Annotated in this window: 24 protein-coding genes and 3 pseudogenes; 15 read left to right on the forward strand and 12 right to left on the reverse strand. The window is 58.2% G+C overall.

Annotated elements, in window-relative coordinates:
* Positions 1–447 precede the first annotated feature (447 nt).
* Both NKH30_RS21375 and NKH30_RS21380 read left to right on the forward strand, forming a co-directional pair.
* Positions 448–888 (forward strand): RNA polymerase sigma factor, encoded by a 441-nt coding sequence (locus NKH30_RS21375; protein WP_502904340.1) that lies wholly within the window; start codon positions 448–450, stop codon positions 886–888.
* A complete protein-coding gene (locus NKH30_RS21380; protein ID WP_352996947.1) occupies positions 882–1,688 on the forward strand; it encodes a class I SAM-dependent methyltransferase in 807 nt (268 codons plus the stop codon). Before NKH30_RS21375 ends, NKH30_RS21380 begins: the two co-directional genes overlap by 7 nt.
* Positions 1,689–1,946: 258 nt before the next feature.
* Here NKH30_RS21380 and NKH30_RS21385 read toward each other — a convergent pair.
* The 3 genes and pseudogenes from NKH30_RS21385 to NKH30_RS21390 all read right to left on the reverse strand — a co-directional run.
* Positions 1,947–2,127: pseudogene (locus tag NKH30_RS21385) on the reverse strand (helix-turn-helix transcriptional regulator); the annotation flags it as partial.
* Positions 2,128–2,611: 484 nt separating this feature from the next.
* A pseudogene (locus NKH30_RS33225) lies at positions 2,612–2,811 on the reverse strand (hypothetical protein); the annotation flags it as partial.
* A 78-nt stretch (positions 2,812–2,889) separates the two neighbouring features.
* On the reverse strand, positions 2,890–3,579 hold the full coding sequence (locus NKH30_RS21390; protein WP_352542674.1) for a phosphatase PAP2 family protein: 690 nt from the start codon (positions 3,577–3,579) through the stop codon (positions 2,890–2,892).
* On the opposite strand from NKH30_RS21390, the gene NKH30_RS21395 reads away from it, so the two are divergent.
* Positions 3,578–3,862, forward strand: coding sequence for a hypothetical protein (locus tag NKH30_RS21395; protein ID WP_352816895.1), 285 nt, complete (start codon positions 3,578–3,580; stop codon positions 3,860–3,862). The two genes, NKH30_RS21390 and NKH30_RS21395, sit on opposite strands and share 2 nt — an antisense overlap.
* 34 nt (positions 3,863–3,896) lie before the next feature.
* On the opposite strand, the gene NKH30_RS21400 is transcribed toward NKH30_RS21395, so the two are convergent.
* The 9 genes and pseudogenes from NKH30_RS21400 to NKH30_RS21440 form a co-directional block, all read right to left on the reverse strand.
* Positions 3,897–4,526, reverse strand: coding sequence for a methyltransferase family protein (locus NKH30_RS21400; RefSeq protein WP_352816893.1), 630 nt, complete (start codon positions 4,524–4,526; stop codon positions 3,897–3,899).
* 19 nt (positions 4,527–4,545) lie between these two features.
* A complete protein-coding gene (locus tag NKH30_RS21405) occupies positions 4,546–5,343 on the reverse strand; it encodes a sterol desaturase family protein (protein WP_352542677.1) in 798 nt (265 codons plus the stop codon).
* A gap of 121 nt (positions 5,344–5,464) precedes the next feature.
* Positions 5,465–6,283: pseudogene (locus tag NKH30_RS21410) on the reverse strand (IS630 family transposase); the annotation flags it as partial.
* Positions 6,247–7,182 carry an MBL fold metallo-hydrolase gene (locus tag NKH30_RS21415; RefSeq protein WP_352996950.1) on the reverse strand — a complete coding sequence of 312 codons (936 nt, stop codon included), beginning with the start codon at positions 7,180–7,182 and terminating at the stop codon, positions 6,247–6,249. The gene NKH30_RS21415 and the pseudogene NKH30_RS21410, both read right to left, overlap by 37 nt.
* Before the next feature lie 147 nt (positions 7,183–7,329).
* Positions 7,330–7,836: a prepilin peptidase gene (locus NKH30_RS21420; RefSeq protein WP_352816890.1), complete on the reverse strand. Its 507-nt coding sequence runs from the start codon at positions 7,834–7,836 to the stop codon at positions 7,330–7,332.
* A 9-nt stretch (positions 7,837–7,845) separates the two neighbouring features.
* A complete protein-coding gene (locus NKH30_RS21425; protein ID WP_353045347.1) occupies positions 7,846–8,397 on the reverse strand; it encodes a tetratricopeptide repeat protein in 552 nt (183 codons plus the stop codon).
* Between the two features lie 54 nt (positions 8,398–8,451).
* A complete protein-coding gene (locus NKH30_RS21430; protein ID WP_502898822.1) occupies positions 8,452–9,369 on the reverse strand; it encodes a type II secretion system F family protein in 918 nt (305 codons plus the stop codon).
* A 45-nt stretch (positions 9,370–9,414) separates the two neighbouring features.
* The gene (locus NKH30_RS21435) at positions 9,415–10,386 is read right to left on the reverse strand and encodes a type II secretion system F family protein (protein ID WP_352542681.1); all 972 of its coding nucleotides are present in this window, start codon (positions 10,384–10,386) and stop codon (positions 9,415–9,417) included.
* Complete coding sequence (locus tag NKH30_RS21440; RefSeq protein WP_352816887.1) at positions 10,386–11,768, reverse strand: TadA family conjugal transfer-associated ATPase; 1,383 nt, start codon at positions 11,766–11,768, stop codon at positions 10,386–10,388. Before NKH30_RS21440 ends, NKH30_RS21435 begins: the two co-directional genes overlap by 1 nt.
* Positions 11,769–12,297: 529 nt before the next feature.
* Between NKH30_RS21440 and NKH30_RS21445 the strand changes: the two genes are divergently transcribed.
* The 12 genes from NKH30_RS21445 to NKH30_RS21500 all read left to right on the forward strand — a co-directional run bounded on the left by NKH30_RS21445 (position 12,298) and on the right by NKH30_RS21500 (position 21,549).
* The gene (locus NKH30_RS21445; RefSeq protein WP_352472996.1) at positions 12,298–12,471 is read left to right on the forward strand and encodes a Flp family type IVb pilin; all 174 of its coding nucleotides are present in this window, start codon (positions 12,298–12,300) and stop codon (positions 12,469–12,471) included.
* A gap of 83 nt (positions 12,472–12,554) precedes the next feature.
* On the forward strand, positions 12,555–13,592 hold the full coding sequence (cpaB, locus tag NKH30_RS21450; RefSeq protein WP_352502861.1) for a Flp pilus assembly protein CpaB: 1,038 nt from the start codon (positions 12,555–12,557) through the stop codon (positions 13,590–13,592).
* Between the two features lie 55 nt (positions 13,593–13,647).
* Positions 13,648–15,093, forward strand: a complete 1,446-nt coding sequence (locus tag NKH30_RS21455) for a type II and III secretion system protein family protein (protein ID WP_352542683.1) — start codon at positions 13,648–13,650, stop codon at positions 15,091–15,093.
* Positions 15,094–15,103: 10 nt separating this feature from the next.
* Positions 15,104–15,370, forward strand: a complete 267-nt coding sequence (locus NKH30_RS21460) for a hypothetical protein (RefSeq protein WP_352542684.1) — start codon at positions 15,104–15,106, stop codon at positions 15,368–15,370.
* Positions 15,367–16,920 (forward strand): TadE/TadG family type IV pilus assembly protein, encoded by a 1,554-nt coding sequence (locus NKH30_RS21465; protein WP_352996953.1) that lies wholly within the window; start codon positions 15,367–15,369, stop codon positions 16,918–16,920. Before NKH30_RS21460 ends, NKH30_RS21465 begins: the two co-directional genes overlap by 4 nt.
* Before the next feature lie 14 nt (positions 16,921–16,934).
* The gene (locus NKH30_RS21470) at positions 16,935–17,453 is read left to right on the forward strand and encodes a TadE/TadG family type IV pilus assembly protein (protein ID WP_352473017.1); all 519 of its coding nucleotides are present in this window, start codon (positions 16,935–16,937) and stop codon (positions 17,451–17,453) included.
* A 2-nt stretch (positions 17,454–17,455) separates the two neighbouring features.
* Positions 17,456–18,091, forward strand: a complete 636-nt coding sequence (locus NKH30_RS21475; protein ID WP_352473002.1) for a TadE/TadG family type IV pilus assembly protein — start codon at positions 17,456–17,458, stop codon at positions 18,089–18,091.
* Positions 18,088–19,245: a CpaE/TadZ family protein gene (locus NKH30_RS21480; RefSeq protein WP_352996955.1), complete on the forward strand. Its 1,158-nt coding sequence runs from the start codon at positions 18,088–18,090 to the stop codon at positions 19,243–19,245. Before NKH30_RS21475 ends, NKH30_RS21480 begins: the two co-directional genes overlap by 4 nt.
* Positions 19,235–19,819 (forward strand): L,D-transpeptidase, encoded by a 585-nt coding sequence (locus NKH30_RS21485; RefSeq protein ID WP_352996957.1) that lies wholly within the window; start codon positions 19,235–19,237, stop codon positions 19,817–19,819. The genes NKH30_RS21480 and NKH30_RS21485 overlap by 11 nt, the downstream gene beginning before the upstream one ends.
* The gene (locus tag NKH30_RS21490) at positions 19,816–20,409 is read left to right on the forward strand and encodes a hypothetical protein (protein ID WP_352542687.1); all 594 of its coding nucleotides are present in this window, start codon (positions 19,816–19,818) and stop codon (positions 20,407–20,409) included. The genes NKH30_RS21485 and NKH30_RS21490 overlap by 4 nt, the downstream gene beginning before the upstream one ends.
* Before the next feature lie 202 nt (positions 20,410–20,611).
* A complete protein-coding gene (locus NKH30_RS21495) occupies positions 20,612–20,914 on the forward strand; it encodes a beta-barrel domain-containing protein (protein ID WP_352996959.1) in 303 nt (100 codons plus the stop codon).
* Positions 20,911–21,549, forward strand: coding sequence for a ribbon-helix-helix domain-containing protein (locus tag NKH30_RS21500; protein WP_352996961.1), 639 nt, complete (start codon positions 20,911–20,913; stop codon positions 21,547–21,549). Before NKH30_RS21495 ends, NKH30_RS21500 begins: the two co-directional genes overlap by 4 nt.
* The last annotated feature ends 1 nt before the right edge of the window (position 21,550 follow it).

Consider the following 21,550-nt stretch of genomic DNA (forward strand, 5'->3'; position numbering starts at 1 on the left):
GGGAACCGTTGGTCTTGCGGCCAACCATTCCGAAACAAGTGCGGCCATGCACGGTATTTTCAGTATTGGTCTTGTAAGGAGGGTTGGACTGCTCACCCTGAGTCAATACTGAGATCTGGCGATAGCCCATAGCGGCCTCACCCAGGCGTCGGCGCTTTAGCTCCTTGCCTCTGCGCGTCTTGCGCGGCTAGGCTGCGTGGCGGCTTGAGCGTTCGATTGCGACCTCACCGGCCCTGCATATCGTCGCGCACGAATCTCTTGTCGTCGAAGCGGTGGTGATGACGGAGGCACAGGGTGGCGACGCCTTGATCGGTGCAGGATCTACCATGGACCGCGGCAGTCGGGAGGAGTTCCTCACCGGGTTCGTCACCCTTGCCGTCTCGTTACGGCCTGAACTGCACCGCTATTGCTCGCGTCTCATGGGGTCGGTCGTCGACGGCGAAGACGTTGTGCAGGATCTTTGCTCGAACCCTCGTTGCTCTCGACCAGTTGTGCAAGATTCCGCAGCTGCGACCCTGGTTCTTCCGGATTGCCCATAGCCGTGCGCCGGACCTGCTGCGCAGCCGTGCGATCCGCGCAGCAGAGCCTATCGAGGCGGCCCTTGAAGTCGTTGTCGACGCCGCTCCGGACCCCGTGAAGATTTTGATGCTTCAGGAAGCGATACAAACTGCGGTGTCTCGCTTTACGGAACTCCCGATCCTCCAGCGCAGCGTCATTATCCTGAAGGATGTGCTTGACGAGCCGCTGGCTGAGATCGCCGGTCTGCTCGATATCACGGTCGATGCCATGACGGGGCGAATCTCCTGCTGCTCCGCTGACTCGACGTTACATCAGGGGGCGCTAATTATCGGTCCTCGGGTCAAAAATCTTAGAAGGCCAACATGCTGAAACCATCGTGGAACAACGCTCGAGGAAGCCGACTTCTATCTCTTTTTCGCAGCTATGCTGATCGTATCACAACGCGGCGGGTCACACGCAAACTTGATTCGTACGGAGATTGGCTGAGAGCCCTCACCCTGACACTACTCCCGACGAGGAAGGCTCATCACTGCAATGCCTGCGATCGCGGTGTGGCGGCTTTTTACCGTTTCGGGGGATACACGCTTATTTGCCCGCTTTGTCATGCCCTGGATCGTGAGCGGTTTTTGATTTGTGCTCTAGACCGTAAGCTTCTCGGGCTTCCGGCGGGACCGCATAGAATTCTCCAGATTGCGCCGAGCGAAAAGGGGCTTTCAAAGAGACTATCTCAGGCGGGCAACCTCATTAAAGGCGATATTGAGCCCGGACGGTACGGCCCCGATACCGTGCAGGTTGACCTAATGAACATGAACGGCATCAGCGATCTCGATATTGTCGTCTTGTGTCATGTCATGGAGCACGTACCTGACGATCGGCATGTCTTTCGGCAAGTTTGGTCATCCCTTAAGCCTGGAGGACAGGTCTGGATCCAAGTACCGCTTATCTATCGTCAAACGCTCGAAGCGACGCCATCCATGTCACGGAGCGAGCGCGACGAACGCTTCGGCGGATCAGATCACGTGCGAGCCTACGGTCCCGATATCAAGGAGCGTATCGAGGACGCGGGTTTTACGGTTGCTCGAATAAATTCAGACCGTATACCTGCCGCCGATCGCGAGCGTCTTGGGCTTCTCCCCGATACTCTCTTTATTGCCGAACGGCCCGAGTAACACAATTCGGATTGAGAGCGCGAAGTTCCCGACGCCATCCCTGGTGGCGATCATCGCTACTGTGGGCAGGCGCATCACCTGTGACCTCTGCCTTCGGAGGGCAGCTCGCGCCCTCGATGTCGGGCGCTGGCGCCTGCGAGTACAGTGTCATGCGCCACCCGCAGGTTGCACAAGCTATCCCCTCCTGGACTTCACTCGACCTGTAGGCTTGGCCGGATAACCGCGGCCGACACCCGGATCAGAGGTCTATGACTTCAACCCCCTGTCGGCCCATTCTTGCGGATTTGCGGGGCATAGACCACGCGACCACCCAACTTCCGATAGGCAGGTCCGGTGCCGTACGTGCGATGCTTTTCAAGCGTCCGCGGGAAAGGCCGACAAGTTTGGCGGCCTCCTCCGTCTTGAGCAGACGGAGAGGGAAGGCGTCTGATCGTGACATGTTTTCTCCTTTCTGTTCGCACCAGATGCAGGTGCGCCGAGGAGAGGCTTACAATTTAGCGAATGCGCCAAGCCCCGCTGGTTGCGCCCTCCCCGCACACGCCCCGGACAAGTTTACTCGCCGTCGCACTATGAAGTGGTGCTGCGTGGTCAATTGGCCATGCGGCTGTGACGGGGCACTACTGCGGTAATCGTCGAGTGCTCATCACGCTTTGGCTCGGTGTTTCGACGAAACAGAAACAAAAGAAAAGGTGCAAACCCGTGTGCACGGCATGTGCACATCGCTCGCTAATTATTTGTTTCCGCTCAGTCCATCATCGTCCCGACTCGCTTCCGAGTTCGTGGTGCTCGATCTCGATTTGCTGTCAGGCCGCTTGGCGACGATAGCAAAAGAATGCCTCCTCAATGGGGGCGTCTTGCGATGTAGCGGCCTTCCGCTACCATCTTCAAACTGTGCGGCCCGGAGACATGGGTAACAGTTGTACCTAAGACATGGGTGACACCCTCGTGCCGAACGGGTTGTCGTAGGTCTGCAAGGTCCTCTGTTCCAAGTCGATATATCTGAGATCATAATGCATGAAGGAGACGAGCCAAATGCCGTCGTCGACTTCGTGATTCCGAGCCTCTGGCCGGCGAGCACGGTGGAGATGTTGATCGTCTTCCTGTGTATGCAGATGCGGCCGCAGGGCGGCGGTCCTCCTCCCCGTGTCTCACCGCCGCCACGACCTTGCCAGGCAGCTGAAGGGCAACGGCCCTGGCCAACTCAGTGGTCCGCGTCCGATCCCACGGCTGATCTCGCAACGCCGTCGGCCTTTCCACGTACATAGCTTGGCATCTTGACTGCAATGATGGAGAGAATGCCGATGACTACGCCGGCGATTACATCTATTAAATGATGACCGCCTTCAGGCAGAGTGGCCACGATCATGGCGGCATTCACCGTGGCCAACACGATAAAAAGTGGCCGGATGGTCCGCGCGGCATAGACCACTGCCAATCCAAGTGCCGTGTGGAACGACGGGAACGTGACGAGCCCTGTGCCTTTGGCCATAATCAGATCAAACGGCTCGCCTGATCGCAGCGCCATAAGCACTTGATGGTGCCACATTCCGGCATCAGTGGTGAAGTTCGAAAATTGCCCCGGCGCCGGCTTGAAATAGGCATAAGCGCCTTCTGCTGGGGCCAAAGCCATCATTGCGCCCGTGAAAACCGAAGCAACCGCTAGAAGAGCGACAAACTCCAGTGCTCGTTCTCCTTGGTTTGTCACCGCGAGGATTAACAGAACGAACGGCATTTGGAACGCGAGGGCGTGATAAGCAAAAACCAGGACGGATGCTGTAATTGGCTTGTTGGTCGTCGCGAGGAACCACTGCCAGTCGAAACCGAGGGCGGAATCGATAGAAGCTAGAACCGGGTCCGCCAGAGGCCTTGAGGTGGCCGACGCCAGGTACATGAAGACGGTCGTGGTGATGGCGAGCGGAATGAAAGCTGCTGCGGAAACGACCACAATTCTCAGGCAGCCACAAAGATATTTGATTACGCTCGCAATTGGGCTTGTGTCAGATCGCACTCTGTGGAGCGCAATTGCCGATGCCATCCAAGATGCACTGAGGACAAGGGCCACCTTGCCTATGTCAATCCAGTTCCTCGGTGAAAAATCCACTGTGGAAAATGGCAGCCACAAAATGTCGATCAACCCGAAAAGAGCTGTAGCCAAGGCAATAATTACTAAGTGATTTCGAGTAGACTGCGGATCAGCATGGGGCACAGTCACTGCCACCAGTACAATGAGGATAAAGATGGAATGAGCATTGGCGTGGTCTGCCCATACGCATCGTATTCGGGGAACACCGCTCGCAAGACCCTCTCCTCGTTTACGAGCCGCCGATATTGGAAAGCGAGGGCAATGGCGCAGATTCCGACGGTCGCCCATGTCGCATTGCCGAGAAGAATACCGACCAAGACGATCGCTTCGCAGACGTAGAGCGGGTGGCGCACGATCTGGTAAGGGCCTGCCGTGACGAGCCGTCTGGCCTGCGCAGTGATGCTGAAGGATCTGCCGAGCCACCACAGGCACAAGATGCAAAGCGCGAAACCAACTATGGTGGTCAGGTCCGCAACAAACTCGATCTGCGGAGCTGCCTGGATGCGAGGGACCGCGATCAAAGTTGCGGTGGCAAAGCATCCGATGAGCGCGGAGATTCGCGGTTCAATTCCCTGCGCTGTTCCCAGGGGCGGAAGACGCGCCACTGTCATTCCAACGATGAGCACGAGAAAGCCGACAGCGGCGACATCTGCGGTGAGATGGATAATCCACGCCACTGTCCATTCTGCGCCGGCAAGAGCTACCAAGAACGTTTCGGCCTTCAAAGTCGCGCAGAACGTGAAGTAGAGTGTCATCGTTGCACGCCCGACGAAATCACGTATCTCTGGTGGAGGGAGCTTCATTGATTCTGCCCTTCGGGATCACTGGATAGGCGAGTTGCTCGACGTAAGTTGATGGAATCGGATCATCGACGCCATAGCGCTCCGGGACAGCGTTACCGGGCAGGTACATGGTTCCGAGGAGCGCATCGATCAATGAAAGTTGACCTGCGAAGTTCTTGTCGTATGCCGCGCGCTCGTGAGCGTGATGCCAATGATGGAACTGGGGTGACGCGATCAACCACCGAAGCGGGCCGATGTTCAGCCTGACGTTGGCGTGCAGCAAAAGTCCGTGGACGTGAAAAATTATTGCAAACAGGGCGATCGCCGGACTGCTGAAACCCAGCAGATATACAGGCACGAGCGACGCGCTCTTTGTCAGAGCCTGGTCAACAGGATGAATCCTGTGCGCCGCCAACCAGTCCAGTTCTTCGATGCTATGATGAATCGAATGGAAGCGCCACAAAAAGGGAACGGCGTGAAAGGTGCGGTGGGCCAGGTAAAAGCCAACGTCCGCAATGACAATGATCTCTGATACCTGGAGCCAAACAGGTTGCGATGATACTGCGCTGCCGACATAGGCCGGCACCAGCCGCCCCACCGTACTCGTTGCTAGCGTGAGAGCCGCGATCAGGCCAAGGCTTATCGGGATGCCATTAAACAGCGCATAGATGAGATCGTTGAAAAAGGCTTTCCTGAGTATCTTTTGATGGGGGCGCAGAGCGAACAGGTATTCGATCGGAACGAAGATCAGAACCGCAATTAAGAGCGCTTTGATATTCAGAATGTCCATACGGCGTCCCGCCGGCAAGACGCAATCCAAGCACTTCGCCAACTTGAGCGCAAGCTAATGGTTCTCGGAGATTAGTTGAAAAGGTAATTTGCGCGCCAAACATGTCAGGCTGAGAGCCCGCCTAGTGGATGGAATCTAACACTTGGTGCCCGCGTTTGACGGCGGCAATGATCTTGTCGGGATCGGCGGTCCAACTGAAGGGCTTTGGTTGCTGGTTGTGCTCTTCGAGGAAGCGGTTGATTGCGGCCTGGAGGTCGACGACGGAGTGGAAGACGCCTCGTTTGAGGCGACGCTTCGACAGTTTTGCGAAGAAGCCCTCGACCGCGTTGAGCCACGAGCATGAGGTCGGTGTGAAGTGGAAGGTGAAGCGCTGATGGCGGCCGAGCCAGGCCCGCACCTTGGGGTGTTTGTGAGCGGCGTAGTTGTCGAGGACCACGTGGACGGCCTTGCTGGCCGGCATTTGCGCCTCGATGGCGTTGAGAAAGCGGATGAATTCCTGATGGCGATGCCGCTGCATGTTCTTGCCGATAACGGAGCCGTCGAGCACGTTGAGGGCGGCAAACAGTGTGGTCGTGCCATTCCGCTTGTAGTCGTGAGTCATGGTGCCGAGCCTACCCTTCTTCATGGGCAGGCCGGGTTGGGTGCGGTCGAGCGCCTGGATCTGGCTCTTCTCGTCGACCGACAGCACGATGGCGTGAGCAGGCGGATCGACATAGAGGCCGACGACGTCGCGCAGTTTATCGACGAACTGCGGATCGTTGGAAAGCTTGAACTGGCGCCAGCGGTTGGGCTGCAGCCCGTGCGCCTTCCAGATGCGACGCACAGCGCTTGCGCTGATGCCAGCCGCTTGCGCCATCATGTCGGCGGTCCAGTGCGTCGTCTCGCCCGGCAGATTGACAAGCGTCAGCGCCACCACGCGCTCGGCCACCTCGGGTCCGAGCGCGTGGTCGGCGTCCTCGGCGATTGTGGCGGCTGATGATCCTCGAACCAGAATGATGACTGGCGTCGCAAGATAGTTCCCACCGACGGCAAGGGAAAATGCGATGTCATGACGATACGTCCATTGTCCGAGCAAGCCTCCAGGAATGCCCACCGCGTCCGACGTGCCTGGTCAGGGTCCGTGTCGTACCGAAAGCTCCAGTCGGGGTATATGCATTGCATCGGCCAATGCATGAGATCGCCGGAAAACACTGCCCCTACGCCTCGAGATCTCAGCCCGATGGCTACGTGCCCCGGGGTGTGCCCCGGCGTCGGCTCCAGCCACACTTCGCCATCGAGTTCATAATCCATATCGACAAGCACAGCCCGACCAGCCTCGACGATTGGCAGCACATTGTCCTCATAGGTCCGTTCGTCGGCATCGCCGGAGGCGGCCTGTGCGGCCTCGAACTCGCGCCGCGCCATGATGTAGCGGGCGTTCGGGAATGTCGGTATCCAACGCCCGTCCACCAATCGTGTGTTCCAGCCGCAATGGTCGATATGAAGATGGGTGCACAGCACATAGTCGATCTGCTCGGGAGCAACACCTGCATTCGCCAGGCGCGCCAAAAAGGTGCCGTCGTTGCGGCGATGCCAATGCCGGAAGTATGCGCACGTCTTGTCGTTGCCGACGCAACTGTCGACCAGAATGGTGTGGTGGCCGGTACGAACCAGAAAACTCTGGATGGGAAGAATAAGCCGGCCGGTTGCCGGCGATATCAATCGGGGCGTGAGCCAATGAAGATGCGGTTCGAGTGCTTCGTCGGTGCAGTCGGGGAACCATTCCGACGGCGTCCGCAGAGGGTCGCACATCTCCAGAATTCTGGTTACCCAGATATTCCCGATTCTCCAATCGTCCATTGATGCGATCCTTCTTCGACCGAGGACGGATCGCTAGATATAACATTTGCGGCAAGATGGCGTCAGACCTTTCTTCCGATAGGAAGACGGAGGCGCTCGCGATGTGGCCGCGCTTACGATCGGGTACCAATCGTTAGATCTTAACCACTAGAACCGTGCGTTGCCATAGATCTGTAGCGCCAGCGTGCAGATAGCAGCGATCGAGATCGGCACGCCGAAGGGGACGACGCCTTTGCGGTCCAGATGCTGAACGTAGACGCGGAAGGCCCCTTCGGGCAGCATCAAGGGATTCTTCACGACTAACGCGGTCGCAAGCGCGAAGACCAGCAACAGCACGGAAAACACCAGAAGCCCGCTGCCGCCGATCAGAAACGAAACCACCGCCATCAGTTTGACATCGCCAGCGCCGACCTTGCGCATGGCCCACAACAAGAAAAGCGCCACGAACAGCAGTAGGCCGGCAACCGCGCTCAGGCCCATGTCCCACCACGACCCGCTGAGGATCGACATAACCTGCAGCGAACCCAGCCCAAGACACAAAAGCAGCAGCACGTCACGGTTAGATATTTTTTGGGTCGTGAAGTCGAGCCATGCAATCCTTGCCAGCAAAGGAACCGCTAGCCCCTTCATCAGCAGCGCTCCGGCAAGCAACATGCTAGCGCCTTACCGTTCGAGATTCTTCACGCTGGACGACAGGAGTCGCAAATTGTTGGCGACGGTCGGATCATTGGGAGCCAGTTCGTATGCTTTGAGGAAATTACTGCGCGCGTCCTGCAGCTTGCCGCGCAGCAGATAGGAATAGCCGACATTGTTGTAATATTCGGGCGTTGGCCCAATGAGCCGGAAGGCCTGGCCATAGGCCCTGTCGGCGAGATCGAAGCGGTGGATGCGGTCGCTGCAGGCGGCGAGGCCCAGCCATGCGGCACCGTCGTTGGGGGCGAGTTGCGTCGCCTTGTAGAACAGGGCGCCCGCATTGCCATAATTTTCCGAGCGGAACTGGTTCTTGGCTTCGGCAACGGCTTGGTCGGAGGCATAATATTCGACGTCGCTGACCGTCTTCAGTCCGTCGAAGGCATCGCCGAAGGCAGTAAGCTCCACTTTCGCCGGCTCGTTAGTCCGGACGACCCCCGTTGGGTCCGTCGCATTCGACTGACAACCGGAAAGCACGACAACCAGCAAACTGGCAGCGGCAACGAGGCACATTGGCCTTTTCATTTTATCCCCCAGGGATCTTGCCGATCCGGTCCCCTGACCAAAGCACATCCCTGTCTAGAAGAAAATGCCCTTCATTCGAATGATCACCGGAAGCATCACGACCATCATCACAACAGGAAAGATGCATAGCCCCAGCGGTATCATCATCTTGACAGGCAAAGCATTGGCGCGTTCCTCGGCGAAGAGAATTCTTTGTCCCCGCATTTCGTCGCTGTAGACGCGCAAGGCGTCCGTCAAACTGGTACCGAGCTCTTCCGATTGACGGAACAGCACAGCCAGCGCGCGCGCCTCCTCCAGTCCAACGCGGTCGGATAATTCGCGCAGGGCCTCGCGCAACGGCTTACCCGCGCGCAACTGAAGATTCATGATTGCGAGTTGGATGCCGAGCCATCTATGGGTGCCAGCCAGTTCGCTGCCGACACGCTCGACAGCCGCTTCGAGGCTCATGCCGGCATCGGCACAGGTGATCATCATGTCCATGAAATCCGGAAAGCCGCGACGATATATCTGTTTTTGTCCCTTTTCGAACCGATCGAGAGCGATGCTCGGAATCACGATGCATCCCAGCCCAAGCAGGGCAGAGCCTGCAAAGGCGACAAGACCGGGAAGTTCGGGTGGCAACATCCGCGACAGGAGCGCATACGTCACGGAAAAGCCAAGACAGACCGCGCCAAGGCGTGACAGAGTATAGATCAATGGCGCGCTTGACTGATAGAAGCCGGCGCGAAAAAGTTTTGCGTCCAGCGCACTTGGCTCGTCACGTTCCTTTTCGATCGATCTGAAATAGGCGTCGACCGGCCGCTGTGCTGAAATCTTGGCCAGTTCTTCCTGGCCCAAAAGCGAGCGGCGGTTGGGAATGCCCTCTGCCAGCAGGCTTTGCGCAACCAGTTTCCTCGTCTGCAGCGCCGGCAAGACGACGAGCGCGCCCACCAGAAACAGCGCTACGGCCGCCAGGAAGACGGCGATGGACACCAGAAGGCTCAGATCCTGGGTCACAACTTCTATAGCTCCGATCGCTCAAAAATCGAAATTGACCATACGGTACATGATGAAGTCGCCGAGCAGCGCCCAGAACCCGAAAACCAAGAACACAGGCATGATCAAGGGGCTGCCCCATACATCACCGTAGTAGCTGGGGGCTAGGCCCGTGAGGATGGCGAGCATCAAAAGAGGAAACAGGGAAATGATCCACGCGGACATTCGCCCCTCGGCAGAGAGCGCCCGAATCTTCAACCTGAGTTTCTGCCTTTCGCGCAGCACCACTGAGAGATTCGACAGAATTTCGGTAAGGTTGCCGCCGGTCTTGGCCTGAATCGACAGCGACACCGACAGCAAATGCAGACCTTCGAAACCGACGCGCTGCGAGAGTTTTCGCACCGCGTTTTCAAGGCTGAGGCCAAAGGTGATCTCGTCGGAAACAATGCCGAATTCGGTGCCCAGCGGATCAGGCATTTCTCGTGCAACAAGGCTTATAGCCACGGAAGTCGGATGACCGGCACGCAGCGAACGCACGATCATCTCAAGGGCATCCGGCAATTGCTTCGCGAATTTCTGGATTCGCCTGGCGCGCGCGCGGCGGAGAACCAGAAACGGCAGGAGGAATACGATGAGCAGAAAGATGATAAACGAAAACACGGCGGAGAAGTGCAGCAGGAACGCAAATACCAGTGCCAGGGCCAGTCCACCGAGAGCAAATGTCGCGACGAACGACAGCGGATTTCCGGTAACGCCGGATTGCGTGTACAGCCTGTTCAGGCCGACCGCATTGAAAAGAAAGTCGCCCGAGCTGGTAAGCCCACGTTCTTGCAGCAATCGCTGCAAGGTCTGTTCGGCCGGAGCGTCGTCGGCGAGCCGCTTCAGTCGACGGTTGATCGTGCTGACCGTTGAGCGCCGCTTGGAGTAAGTCACATACAGAGCCTCGGCCGCGAGGATGAGCGACGCAGCCGCCAGTACATAGATGAAGTAGAGCAATGTCTGGCCGGTCAACATTAGAGCGGGACCTGTGGGTTGAACGCGTCCTTGGCGAACTGATGGCCAAGGGTCGCCGCTTCCTGGGCAAAGCGCGGACGAATGCCGGTCGCCCGAAATTCACCAACGATCTGGCCCTCGGCATTCACATCGCGGCGGACGAAATGGTAAAGTTCCTGAACCTGTACGACATTGCCTTCCATACCGGTGAGTTCTGATATGGAAACAACCCGCCTTCCACCATCGGAAAGCCGTTGCGTCTGCACAATGATGTCGATGGCCGAGGCAATCTGAGCCCGTATTGAATCGTGGCTCATCGGCATGCCGGCCATACCGACCATCTGTTCCAATCGCGATATCGCATCTCGGGGCGTGTTGGCATGAATGGTGGTCATTGAACCTTCATGGCCGGTGTTCATAGCCTGCAGCATGTCGAAGGCTTCCTCGCCGCGCACCTCGCCGACGATGATGCGGTCCGGCCGCATGCGAAGCGCATTTTTTAGCAATTCGCGCTGGCGAACTTCGCCCTTGCCCTCAACATTGGGCGGACGCGTCTCGAGACGGCCCACATGCGGCTGCTGCAGTTGCAGTTCCGCTGCGTCCTCGATGGTGATCAGGCGCTCCCTGGCTGGGATGTAGCTCGACAGGGCATTGAGCAGGGTCGTCTTGCCGCTGCCTGTGCCGCCCGAAACCAGGATCGACTTGCGGGCCTGCACGGCAATGCGCAACAGGTCGACCATCGGTTGCCGGATCGAATTAAACGCCATCAGACGTTCGAGCGAATAGGGGTTCTTGGAGAACTTGCGAATCGAGACCAGCGGGCCATCCACCGAGATCGGCCGCACAGCTATATTGACTCGCGACCCATCTTCCAGCCGCGCATCGACCATTGGCGCCGATTCATCGACACGCCGGCCGATAGCCGAGACGATCTTGTTGATGACACGTAGCAGATGGGCTTCATCGCGAAAGCGGATCGCCGTCTCCTCTATGACTCCACGCCGCTCGATGAAGACTCGCTTGTGGGTGTTGATCAGAATATCGGAAATCGAATCATCCTTGAGCAAAGGCTCGATCGGACCCAGCCCGAGCATCTCGTCAGCGGTGTCGCTGGTCAATTGGTCAAGTTCGCGGGCGTTAAGCGGCACGTTGCGAGCACGAACGAATTCCCGCACGATGGGGCGGATCTCGTTCAGGATTTCCTCCTTGGACGCACTTTCAAGGGCCGTCAGGTTGAAGCGATCAATCAAGTGGCGGTGGAGCTCGACCTTGAGCGTAAGGAAATCATCCCCCGGCGATTCGAATTCCGCAGAACGGGACAGTACGGGGACTGCCGGCACGATCGGATCAAGCTTCGGCTCGACCCGCGGCTCGCTTGGCCCTTTCGTGAATCGGCCCAGCATTTTGCGCTACCCCTTTGGACACGCCTTGGGGGGAATACCCGCAAGACAGCAGGCACCGAGCACGTTCCCGAACTCAATACTTCGTGCATATTTAACATCCAGGTCGAAAAAACATCTCATCTATTCGAACGAGGCGTCCGACCGTAAATATACAAGGGCCTGCCAAAACATCGCCCTGCGTCTTTTTGGCCACGATGGCCCTTACGGGCTCTGGCAAGCCCTTGGATATAATGGCATATGCCTATCTGCTAATATCGCCTCGCTTCTGCCACAGACGCGGCGAAATTGTGAACGGATGGTTAAAGACGGGCGAAAAGCAGGCAGAATCAACGTCTTGCTGCAGAGAGACCTCGAAACGATATTACCATTTCAGGCATAGCACAGGTATAAATAAGTTAAAGAACCACTAACATATTTGACTCTGCTTTTTATCGGCCCCTAGGATTAGGTCGACGGAGGATGCTCAGGTATGCGATTTCATCCTTGGCTCGTCTCGTCAGGGTTTGAACCTCCAAAGGGAGAAATTGGCATGAAAAAGCTCATGACGATGACCCGGCAGTTCCGCGACGACGAACACGGCGCCGCCATGGTCGAATATACCATCCTGCTCGGCATCATCACCGTGGCGGTGATCGCCACGATCATTCTTGTCGGTGGCTGGGTCAGCACCCAATGGACGGGGCTTTACGCGTTATTGCCGTGATAGCTTAGTCCTATCATCGACGCCGGGGAGGTCCCCGGCGTCGATCCAGGTGGTGGGTGAACGGAGTCTGGCGGGAAAAGAAAGTGCGTGCAAACACTGTCATCATGATCGTTCTCGCCGGCGTATTCGGCGTGCTCGCAGTGGTTCTCGCCAATATCTGGCTGACCAGCCAACGCAGCGCTATGGCGAAGACGGACGTGCCGCGCGATACCGTCGTGGTGGCGGCCGTATCTTTGAAATTCGGCGACACGCTGTCGGCCGACAAGCTGCGTGAAATCACATGGCCGGCGGGCGCGGTTCCGGCCGGGGCTTTCAAGACGACAAAAGATCTACTCGCTGGCGAAGGCACAAAGCAGGCGCTGCAGGCGATCGGCGCCAATGAACCCGTTCTCGCCACCAAGATTACCGGCCCCGGCCAGCGCGCCACGCTTTCGGCGGTGCTCGGCGAAGGCATGAAAGCTGTTTCCATCAGAGTCAACGATGTGCTCGGCGTCGCAGGATTCGTTTTCCCAGGTGATCGGGTCGATGTGCTCCTGACGCGCACCGTGCGCAACCCTGGAGATGCAGACCAGAGTTTCGTCGACGTGCTGTTGCAGAGCATGAAGGTGCTCGCCGTCGACCAGGTCGCCGATGAAAGCACCGACAGCCCGACGGTGGTGAAATCGGTGACTGTCGAGGCTAGCACCAAGGACGCCCAGAAGCTGACGCTGGCCGCCGGCGCCGGCCAGTTGTCGCTCGCGCTTCGCCAGGCAGCCGCCGGCAAGGACGAGATCACCCAACGCATCACGCTTTCCGACCTGACCGGCGAAACGCCGGCCGATGTCGCAGCCAGGCAGGCCGAACTCGCCAGGCAGGCGACGGCCGATGCTGCTGCGGCAGCCGAGCGCAAGCGCGCGGACGACAAGATCAATGGCCTGACTCGGGCCGTCGAACAGGTCGGAAACCGGCTCGACGACTTGAGCAAAGCAAAGCCTGCTCCGGCCGTGACCTCGGCACCCGAAGCGCAAGAGGTCGTTAAGGAAGTGATCAAATATGTGCAGCCGGAGCCGTCAGCCCGTGCGACTATCGGCGTTTTTCGGGGCGTGAAGCTCGAAAAATATGACGTACCGCGACAAAGATAACTCTGGTATGTTGAGATAAAGAGCGTCCGAAGAGCCGCCAAAGGGGGGAATGTAGATGCGAACGGTCCGGGAAACACTGGCAGCCGCCGCGCTGGCCTGTTCGGTGATATTACTGCCGATCGGCCTTGAGGCTACGGCAGCCGATCGCCGTATCGACGTGTCGAACCCCAAGGTCCATCGTGTCTTCCTGCCCATGTCGCAATCGCTGACGATTGAGGTGAATGCCACTCTTGGCGATATCGTCGTCGCCGACGAGAAGATCGCAGATGCCCAGCCGATGACGGACAAGACGCTCTACGTCATTGCCAAGGGCGCCGGTACCACAACCGTCAATCTCTTTTCCGAAGACAAGCGCTCGCTTGGCGTAATCCAGATCGAGGTCGGCGTCGACGTCAACGATATGGCGCAAGCAATTCGGCAGGTAGCGCCCAGATCGCGGATCGATATCGGCTCGGTCAATGGCAAGGTCCGGCTCGGCGGGCATGTGAAAGACGGCGCGACGCTGGCGTCGATCCTGGAAGTGGCCCAGCAATACGGTCCCGACGCGATTATCAATGCCGTTACCGTTGATGACAGCCAGCAAGTGAATCTGGAAGTGCGCGTGCTCGAGGCCAAGCGCAATGCCGGTCGCGACCTTGGTGTGTCGATCAGGAGCACGAACAACAGCGGAACGACCCGAACTGGAACGGGCATTGCCGCCGTCGATGAAGATAACGTTGTGCTCGGACCGGGCGGTCTGCTCACTGGCCTGCTCTCGAACACCAATCCGTTCGCGGCGCTGATCACTCGCGTCATCGACAGCAACATCAAGGTCGATCTGATCATCGAGGCGCTTGAGGCAAAGGGTGTCGTGCGCATGTTGGCCGAGCCCAATCTCACCACGCTTTCCGGCGAGCCGGCCAGCTTCAACGCCGGCGGTGAAGTGCCCATCCGCAGCCTCGACAGCGACGGCCAGATCAACATTGTGTACAAGCAGTTCGGCGTGAATCTGCAGTTCACGCCGATCGTGCTCAACGACGACAAGATCCATATCAAGCTAGCGCCGGAGGTAAGCGACCTGAACGGCTTCACGCCGGCTGGCGACCCGATCTTCACCACCCGCAAGCTGGCGACCGTCGTCGAGTTGCGCGACGGCCAGAGTTTCGCCGTCGGCGGGCTCTTGTCCAGCAAGAATACCAAAATCCAGCGGCAGGTGCCATGGCTGGGCCAAGTGCCGATCGTCGGCGCGCTGTTCCACAATTCAAGCAATCAGAAGGAAGAGACCGAACTGGTCGTCATCGTCACCCCGCACATCGTGCGCCCGGTGAAACCCGGCGAGCAACTGGCGACCCCATTCGACAAGACACGGCCGGCCAACGACCCGGAATTTTTCGTGCTCGGCCAACTGGAAGTAACCAAGGACATGGTGCGCAAATATGAACTGGGCGAAGGCGTCGTCGGCCCCTATGGCCACATGCTCGACCTGAAATCCAAGGACAAAATGATCTATGTCAAGAAATAGGATGTTGATCATGCTTTTGTGTGCCAGCGGGCTGACGGGCTGCGCCGACTATCTAAACCGCTACGACACGGTGACACTGGCCGCAGGCGACACCCAGAAATACAATTCGCTTCTGCAGACAGTCGATCCGCTCAATCCGGCGTCGAAAAAGACCGCTATTGAAGGGGATGGCGCACGCGCTGCTGCTCTTGCCCAGAGTTACAAGTTCCCACCGCCACCACCGCCGCCGCCGGCCATCACGGTCAATGTCGGGACGCCGCAAGACACGGCGGATTGAACAGAAGGATCAGCGCGTCAGGTAAACAAGGAATCCTGGCGTCCAGGAGCAAAAAGAGCAAGGCCATGCTGCGTATTATTCGCGCGTTCTGGCACGATCAGAGGGGAATAGCGCTGATACTGGTAAGCGTCATGCTGCCGGCGATCATCGGATTTTCTCTGCTGGTGATCGACATGAGCCGGCTCAACAATCTGCATAACGATCTGCAGAAGGGGGCTGATGCGTTTGCCCTGGCAGGCGCGGCTGAGCTGGATGGGACGTCGGACTCCATCAGCCGTGCTGATAGGGCGATCGCCACGCTGGTACGCAATCGATACACCTTCTCGACCGCCGGCCCTCCTCAAACGCTCGCTTCCGCCGGAGTGACCCGCCGATATCTTCGCTCATTGCCGGCCACCGACAATCTCCCGATTGTGCCGGCCAATGTGATCACCGACGAGCTGAATGACGCCAAACTTGCCCGTTTTGTTGAAGTCACTGTAGCCCCGGTCGGGTTTGCTGCAATCTTCCCGGCTTCCTTCTTGTCATCCAGCGCCAGCAACAATTTCAATGTCGGCGCAGTCGCTGTGGCGGGCTTCACTTCCGGCGTGTGCGATTTCACGCCGGTCTTTATGTGCAACCCTTACGAGACGGTGAACGGCACGAATGCAGCGGGCGGATTCACACTTGAGCAGGCCGTCTCCAACCCGGCTGTACATCGTCGACTGATCGAACTGAGGAAGGTCGGAAATGGGGCTGCCGCTGGCCCTGGTAACTTCGGCTTCCTCGAACCTCCGGCCGGTGTGGGGAACGGTGCTCAAGCCCTCGCTCAGACGATTGCAACATCAAGGCCGATTGGTTGCTACAGTTCCGCCAACGTTAGCACGAAAACTGGCCAGAACGCCGGCCCAGTGCAAGACGCCTTCAATGTTCGTTTCGGCATTGCAGCCAGCGGCAACCATTTCAATAGTGCTGAATACGGTCCAGCCGCGAACGTCCGCAAAGGGGCAATCAAGACCCGAGGAAGCGCAAACCAATGTCCTTCCATGAACCAACTTTCATTCACCCAAGCTGGAACAATGGGCCTTCCACGCGACGCGACCACTCCATACCTCGGCGGCCGAATGGGCGATGGAAATTGGAATTTCTCTGGTTACTGGAGCACCAACTTTGGTTCCGCTGCCTACCCATCTTCATGGAATACGACCAAGCCGACGCGCTATCAGGTCTACCGTTACGAGATATCAGCCGGGTTGGTAGGCATGGCGTCGACTGGTGGAGAGATCGGAACCCCGTCGGCAACTTGCCAACCCCCTGTCACGACGGTTGACCGTCGGTTGATTTACGGTGCGATCCTGAACTGCAATGCACTCCGCGCTGCCGGCAGCGATCTGTCAGGCCACAGCACGGATCTGCCGGTGGAAGCTTTTGGAAGCTTTTTACTGACTGAACCGGTTAAGTCGCCATCGGAAGACGCATCCGTGATGGTTGAATTGGTAGACATTACTGGGGGTGGCGGCCAGGGCACGCTAGACAATTTCCTCCGCGACGAAGCTCAGCTTTACCGGTGATGGCGATGATTGGAATGCTATTGCGTCATCTCGATAGATTTCGATGCGATCAACGCGGTGCAGTGCTCATCGAAATGACGCTGATCACGCCGCTGATGCTGATTTTGGCGGGTGGCGTGTTCGAGTTCGGCAATCTGATTCACGAAAAACTCTTGATGGAGGCCGGACTTTCAGATGCAAGTCGCTTCGCCGCGCGCTGCAACAGCCAATTGTATACACAAGCCGGGCTTGCGGCGATCAACTGCGCCGACATCGCTGCAAACATCGCTGTGTTCGGCAATGCCGCGGGAACAGGCAGTGCACGCGTCAGCGGCTGGCAGAAATCGAATGTGACGGTGACAATCGCCGCCTCCGGTTCCTGCCATGACGCTGTGGTTGCCGGCGTCGCGCAATATCGATCAACCACCGCGCAGGTCTGTATCGTCAGGGCTGCGGGTACCTTGGCGTACGGCGGGGTCGGCATGCTATCGATCATCGGCATCGGCCCGATCACGTTGAACGGCTCTCACGAGGAGCGGCTGATCCGGTTCTGACCATGTTCAAGCGTTTTGCGGATTCGGACGACGGCGCGGCGATGGTCGAAATGACCATCGTTTCGACGCTGCTGTTTGCCCTTGTCCTCGGTTTCATCGATTTCGGTCACGCCTTCTACCAATGGAACGCTGCTACCAAGGCGGTCCAACTCGGCGCCCGGCTGGCCTCGATTTCAGACCCAATTGCGACGGCCCTTGCAACTGCGGCGCCGACGACGACGCCGGGTGCGCCAGTCGTTGCCGCGGCATATGGCCCCTTCGTCTGCAGATATACTGCTGGCACAGGAGCTTGCACCAACGGCGGCACATTCAATGCCGCCAACTTCAGCCGTATCTTCCGCGGGGACACGGCAAACACCAACGATGATGCCTGTCCCCCACTCGCAGCAAATCAACGGCCCGGGATGTGCCATTTCTTTCCGCGCTTGCGCCGCGATAACGTGGTGGTCACCTACAGCGCCACTGGCTTGAGCTATCAGACCCGGCTGGGCGGACCGGTGCCAACAATCACCGTAAGTCTTCAAAACGTGACCTTTCAGTTCTTCTTTCTGCAAGGGCTGATGGGCTTTGCGAACCTCACCATGCCGTCCATGCTAAGCACGGTTACGGGCGAAGACCTGAAGAGCACATCACCATGAACGCCATCAACACGAAGGTTCTCCCAACCAAACGAAAGCAGGTCGCCCTGTTCTCGTCTGATTCGCAGTTCAAGCATGACGTGGCGACGCGGCTCGATGCGCTGGCGATCTATGACGTCCGGATTTCCGAAACGGATGATTTTCTCAAAGGCCCGACCCCCGACACGCGGCCGGGCATCGTAATCCTCGACCTTGCCAATGGCGAGCTGCTTGGCAAGCCTGGCATTATCGAAGGGCGCGCCCTGTGGGCGGCCGTGCCGCTGATTGCGGTTTCCGACGAACTGACCTCTGAACAGACGCGCATCCTGGTGCGAATGAACGCCTCGGACTGGCTGCACAAACCACTTGATGCCAAGGAGCTTCTGAACGCGGTCACCTTCCACGACACCGGCAACCAGGGCACCAAGAGCCGCATCATCACCTTTATCGGCGCTAGCGGCGGCGCCGGCGCTACGACGCTCGCTTTATCAGCGGCGGAGTTCCTGGCCTCGAAATCCACCGAACGTGCAGCTTCGACCTGCCTCGTCGACCTCGATTTCCAAAGCGCCAATTGTGGCGCCTATCTCAACCTCTTCAACCAGTTCGACCTTGCCGGCATCATCGGCCAGCCGGAACGGCTCGATGTCGAACTGATGGATGTCATCAAGCTCTCGCGCCCGTCCGGCCTGACGCTGTACGCCTTCGAAAGGCCGCAACTGCCATTCGAGCCGCAGGGCGCAGATTTCGTGTTCCGGCTGCTGGACCTCGTCGCCTATCGCTTCGATGACATCGTCATCGACCTGCCCAACATCGAAACTCCCTGGCAGAATCCTGTGCTTTCCACGAGCGACGCGATCTTCATCGTGTTCGAGCTCAACGTCGCCTCGCTGCGGCAGGGCAAGCGGCTCTACAAGAAGATCCGCGATTTGCGCGGCAATTCGGTGAACATCACGCTGGTCGCCAACAAGCACAAGAGCAAATGGTTCGGCAATCACTTTTCGCGCGGCGAACTCGAAAAGATATTCAAGGCACCGCACATCAAATCGGTTGCCTTGGACAATGCGCTGCTGACCGATGCGCTGAACCGAGCCATCATGCCTTCCGAAGTGGACGGGCGGGCACGCTTCAACAAGGATCTGAAGCGGATGTTCAAAGAGCGGCTCGATGACACTTAGATATCGCTTCGTTCCAACGCTTGCGGGCGCCTGCATCATGGGCCTGGCATTGGCGGCATCGTCCTGGGACTGCGCCCATGCCCGATCCGGGCTATCGGACCAGCCGCCGCTGCCAGCCATGGGCCCCAGCCTGCGCAAGTTCGTTTTTTTCCAAACCGCGGAACAGCCGGGCACGATCATTATCCGCAAGCAGGAGAAGGCGCTCTATCTTGTGACCCGAGAGGGTGAGGCGCTGCGCTATCAAGTCAGCGTCGGGCGTGACGGATTTGGCTGGACCGGCACCGTGGAAGTGGGGGCGAAGACCGAATGGCCGGAATGGCGCCCACCGAGAGAAATGCGCGCGCGCCAGCCGGAGCTGCCGGAGATGGTGCCGGCCGGTCCCTACAATCCGCTCGGCGCACGGGCGCTCTACTTATCCCGAGACGGGCACGACACGCTTTATCGCATACACGGCACCAACGACCCTTCAGGCGTTGGCTTCGACGGCACATCGGGATGCTTTCGTCTTACCAACACCGATGTGATCGATCTTTTCAGGCGCGTCTCGGTCGGTGCAAAGGTGGTGGTCCAATGACGATGATTAGCGACCCGGACATGCCGGCGATCGGCATTGGGCCGGCGACCCAAGCTATAGAGCAAGCTGTCGCTGGGAAACCGAGCAATGCCAGGATGATCGGGGTTGTTGCTGCAGGCACCTTGCTGATCACAGCCGCAAATTTAATAGCCGCGGTCTATCTCTTCCGCGGCATCAACGATCTGCGCTCTGTCGAAGGGAGGCTGGAACAGCTCGGATCGTTCGAGCAACGGATTGCGGCCCGGCTCGACATGGTCAATAACGGCTTTCAAAGCCGGTTCGAAAAACTGGACAATCAACTGCAGGGTAGCTTCAGCCAGATCAACGGCAGCATTGCTCGGATAGAACAGAACTTGCCGCTGGTCAACGACGACGTTTCTACCGTGGCGGAGCCTTTTGTTGAGACGACCAGCGCCACGGCGGAGCCGGTCAGCGATCTCGATGGTGAAGAAGCGACCGAACGCAGTATCGTCGAAGCACCACGCCCGCCCAAAAGGAAGATCGCAGCAGCGGTGCCCCCTGCCCCAAGCTCCTCCTACCGGCGCATAGAGCAGCCTGACGGCAAGGTCTATTACCGCAAGATCGATTAGAAGCGGGGTAAGGGGGCGTGGAGAATGCTTGCCAGAGAAGATCGTCCGCCGCTTTGAGCGTCGGCGTCCATATTCGTTCTGGGAGCGCTTTTCGTCGTTTTTGTCGGGTGGACGTCGGTGCCTTCGTCCAGCCTGCTGCTCGTGGCTGACATCGTGCCAACCCACGAAACCTTGCTGATCGAAGTGTGGGTCTCGCTACGCGATGTCGTCTATTCGTCCCGACCACCGCGAGGCGCTGATAAAGGTCACCACTTATGACTTCTCGATCTTCGGCGGCATCGAAGGCAAGGTCTCTAGCATGATCGCCGACAGTTTGGTCGATCAGAAAAACGGGGGAGCCTTTTACCAGGTTCGTGTCGCGGCGGACAAATCGACGCTCGCGAGGGATGGCGAGACTTATTCAACCATCCTGGGCATAATGTGCTCAGTAGACATCAAGACGCAAGGCGATTCTGAGTTACCTTTTAAAGCCGATCAACAAGGCGCGTCAGGAGACCATGAGTGAGCGCTAGCGCCACCTCTCCTCCCATCAATCGTGATCGGCTGCTTCTAACGATCACAAAAGAGGATTTCGGGCTGGAATTCCGGGTCGTCGCGCGTGGCGGCATACGCCGCGGCATTCGTCTGGAAAAGGCTTTCTGGATATCTCTGAAGCAGATGGCTGAAAGTAGGAAATGCACAATCGGCATGCTGATCGAGGAGATCGCCGACAGCCCGACCAAGACTGGTAACCTGACATCGGCGATTCGGGTGGCTTGCATACACGGGCTGGCGGATCAAAACATGGCCCTGCGGAAGCTTGCATCGATCAGGACGATCAATGCCATATTGCTTGCCTGCCCCTCGCCCGCTTTTGCCTTGGCGTCATCGAAGAAGATCCTGACTTTCAATGCTTCGTTCCAGCAATTCGTCAAGCGTCAGTTGCCGATCGGACCAAACAATGATGCACGACTAGATCTCAAGCTGGCGCTGGATCTCCCTGTCGCCGACATTTTTGCCCAACTCGACGCCAACGGCGAAGTACCGATCGCCAGCGGCTTTGTAATCGGGGCCGGCGAACGCCGGTACCGAGGTCAATTGAATGTAGTACGGGCGCCCGTACCCGAACCGGAATTGCTGATGGCGTTCGTCAACAGCTAGA

Origin of the sequence: Mesorhizobium sp. M1273 (genome assembly GCF_040318195.1) — a bacterium.
Classification (GTDB): Bacteria; Pseudomonadota; Alphaproteobacteria; order Rhizobiales; family Rhizobiaceae; genus Mesorhizobium.

What these genes read in the sequence shown, in the direction of transcription:
- NKH30_RS21425 (WP_353045347.1), bottom strand. Translation starts at nt 8,397, where the DNA reads ATGAAAAGGCCAATGTGCCTCGTTGCCGCTGCCAGTTTGCTGGTTGTC.
- NKH30_RS21495 (WP_352996959.1), top strand. Translation starts at nt 20,612, where the DNA reads ATGTCGTCTATTCGTCCCGACCACCGCGAGGCGCTGATAAAGGTCACC.
- NKH30_RS21485 (WP_352996957.1), top strand. Translation starts at nt 19,235, where the DNA reads ATGACACTTAGATATCGCTTCGTTCCAACGCTTGCGGGCGCCTGCATC.
- NKH30_RS21405 (WP_352542677.1), bottom strand. Translation starts at nt 5,343, where the DNA reads ATGGACATTCTGAATATCAAAGCGCTCTTAATTGCGGTTCTGATCTTC.
- NKH30_RS21455 (WP_352542683.1), top strand. Translation starts at nt 13,648, where the DNA reads ATGCGAACGGTCCGGGAAACACTGGCAGCCGCCGCGCTGGCCTGTTCG.
- NKH30_RS21480 (WP_352996955.1), top strand. Translation starts at nt 18,088, where the DNA reads ATGAACGCCATCAACACGAAGGTTCTCCCAACCAAACGAAAGCAGGTC.
- NKH30_RS21435 (WP_352542681.1), bottom strand. Translation starts at nt 10,386, where the DNA reads ATGTTGACCGGCCAGACATTGCTCTACTTCATCTATGTACTGGCGGCT.
- NKH30_RS21380 (WP_352996947.1), top strand. Translation starts at nt 882, where the DNA reads ATGCTGAAACCATCGTGGAACAACGCTCGAGGAAGCCGACTTCTATCT.
- NKH30_RS21440 (WP_352816887.1), bottom strand. Translation starts at nt 11,768, where the DNA reads ATGCTGGGCCGATTCACGAAAGGGCCAAGCGAGCCGCGGGTCGAGCCG.
- NKH30_RS21490 (WP_352542687.1), top strand. Translation starts at nt 19,816, where the DNA reads ATGACGATGATTAGCGACCCGGACATGCCGGCGATCGGCATTGGGCCG.
- NKH30_RS21415 (WP_352996950.1), bottom strand. Translation starts at nt 7,182, where the DNA reads ATGGACGATTGGAGAATCGGGAATATCTGGGTAACCAGAATTCTGGAG.
- NKH30_RS21445 (WP_352472996.1), top strand. Translation starts at nt 12,298, where the DNA reads ATGAAAAAGCTCATGACGATGACCCGGCAGTTCCGCGACGACGAACAC.
- NKH30_RS21395 (WP_352816895.1), top strand. Translation starts at nt 3,578, where the DNA reads ATGAAGACGGTCGTGGTGATGGCGAGCGGAATGAAAGCTGCTGCGGAA.
- NKH30_RS21400 (WP_352816893.1), bottom strand. Translation starts at nt 4,526, where the DNA reads ATGACACTCTACTTCACGTTCTGCGCGACTTTGAAGGCCGAAACGTTC.
- NKH30_RS21470 (WP_352473017.1), top strand. Translation starts at nt 16,935, where the DNA reads ATGCTATTGCGTCATCTCGATAGATTTCGATGCGATCAACGCGGTGCA.
- NKH30_RS21475 (WP_352473002.1), top strand. Translation starts at nt 17,456, where the DNA reads ATGTTCAAGCGTTTTGCGGATTCGGACGACGGCGCGGCGATGGTCGAA.
- NKH30_RS21460 (WP_352542684.1), top strand. Translation starts at nt 15,104, where the DNA reads ATGCTTTTGTGTGCCAGCGGGCTGACGGGCTGCGCCGACTATCTAAAC.
- NKH30_RS21390 (WP_352542674.1), bottom strand. Translation starts at nt 3,579, where the DNA reads ATGTACCTGGCGTCGGCCACCTCAAGGCCTCTGGCGGACCCGGTTCTA.
- NKH30_RS21420 (WP_352816890.1), bottom strand. Translation starts at nt 7,836, where the DNA reads ATGTTGCTTGCCGGAGCGCTGCTGATGAAGGGGCTAGCGGTTCCTTTG.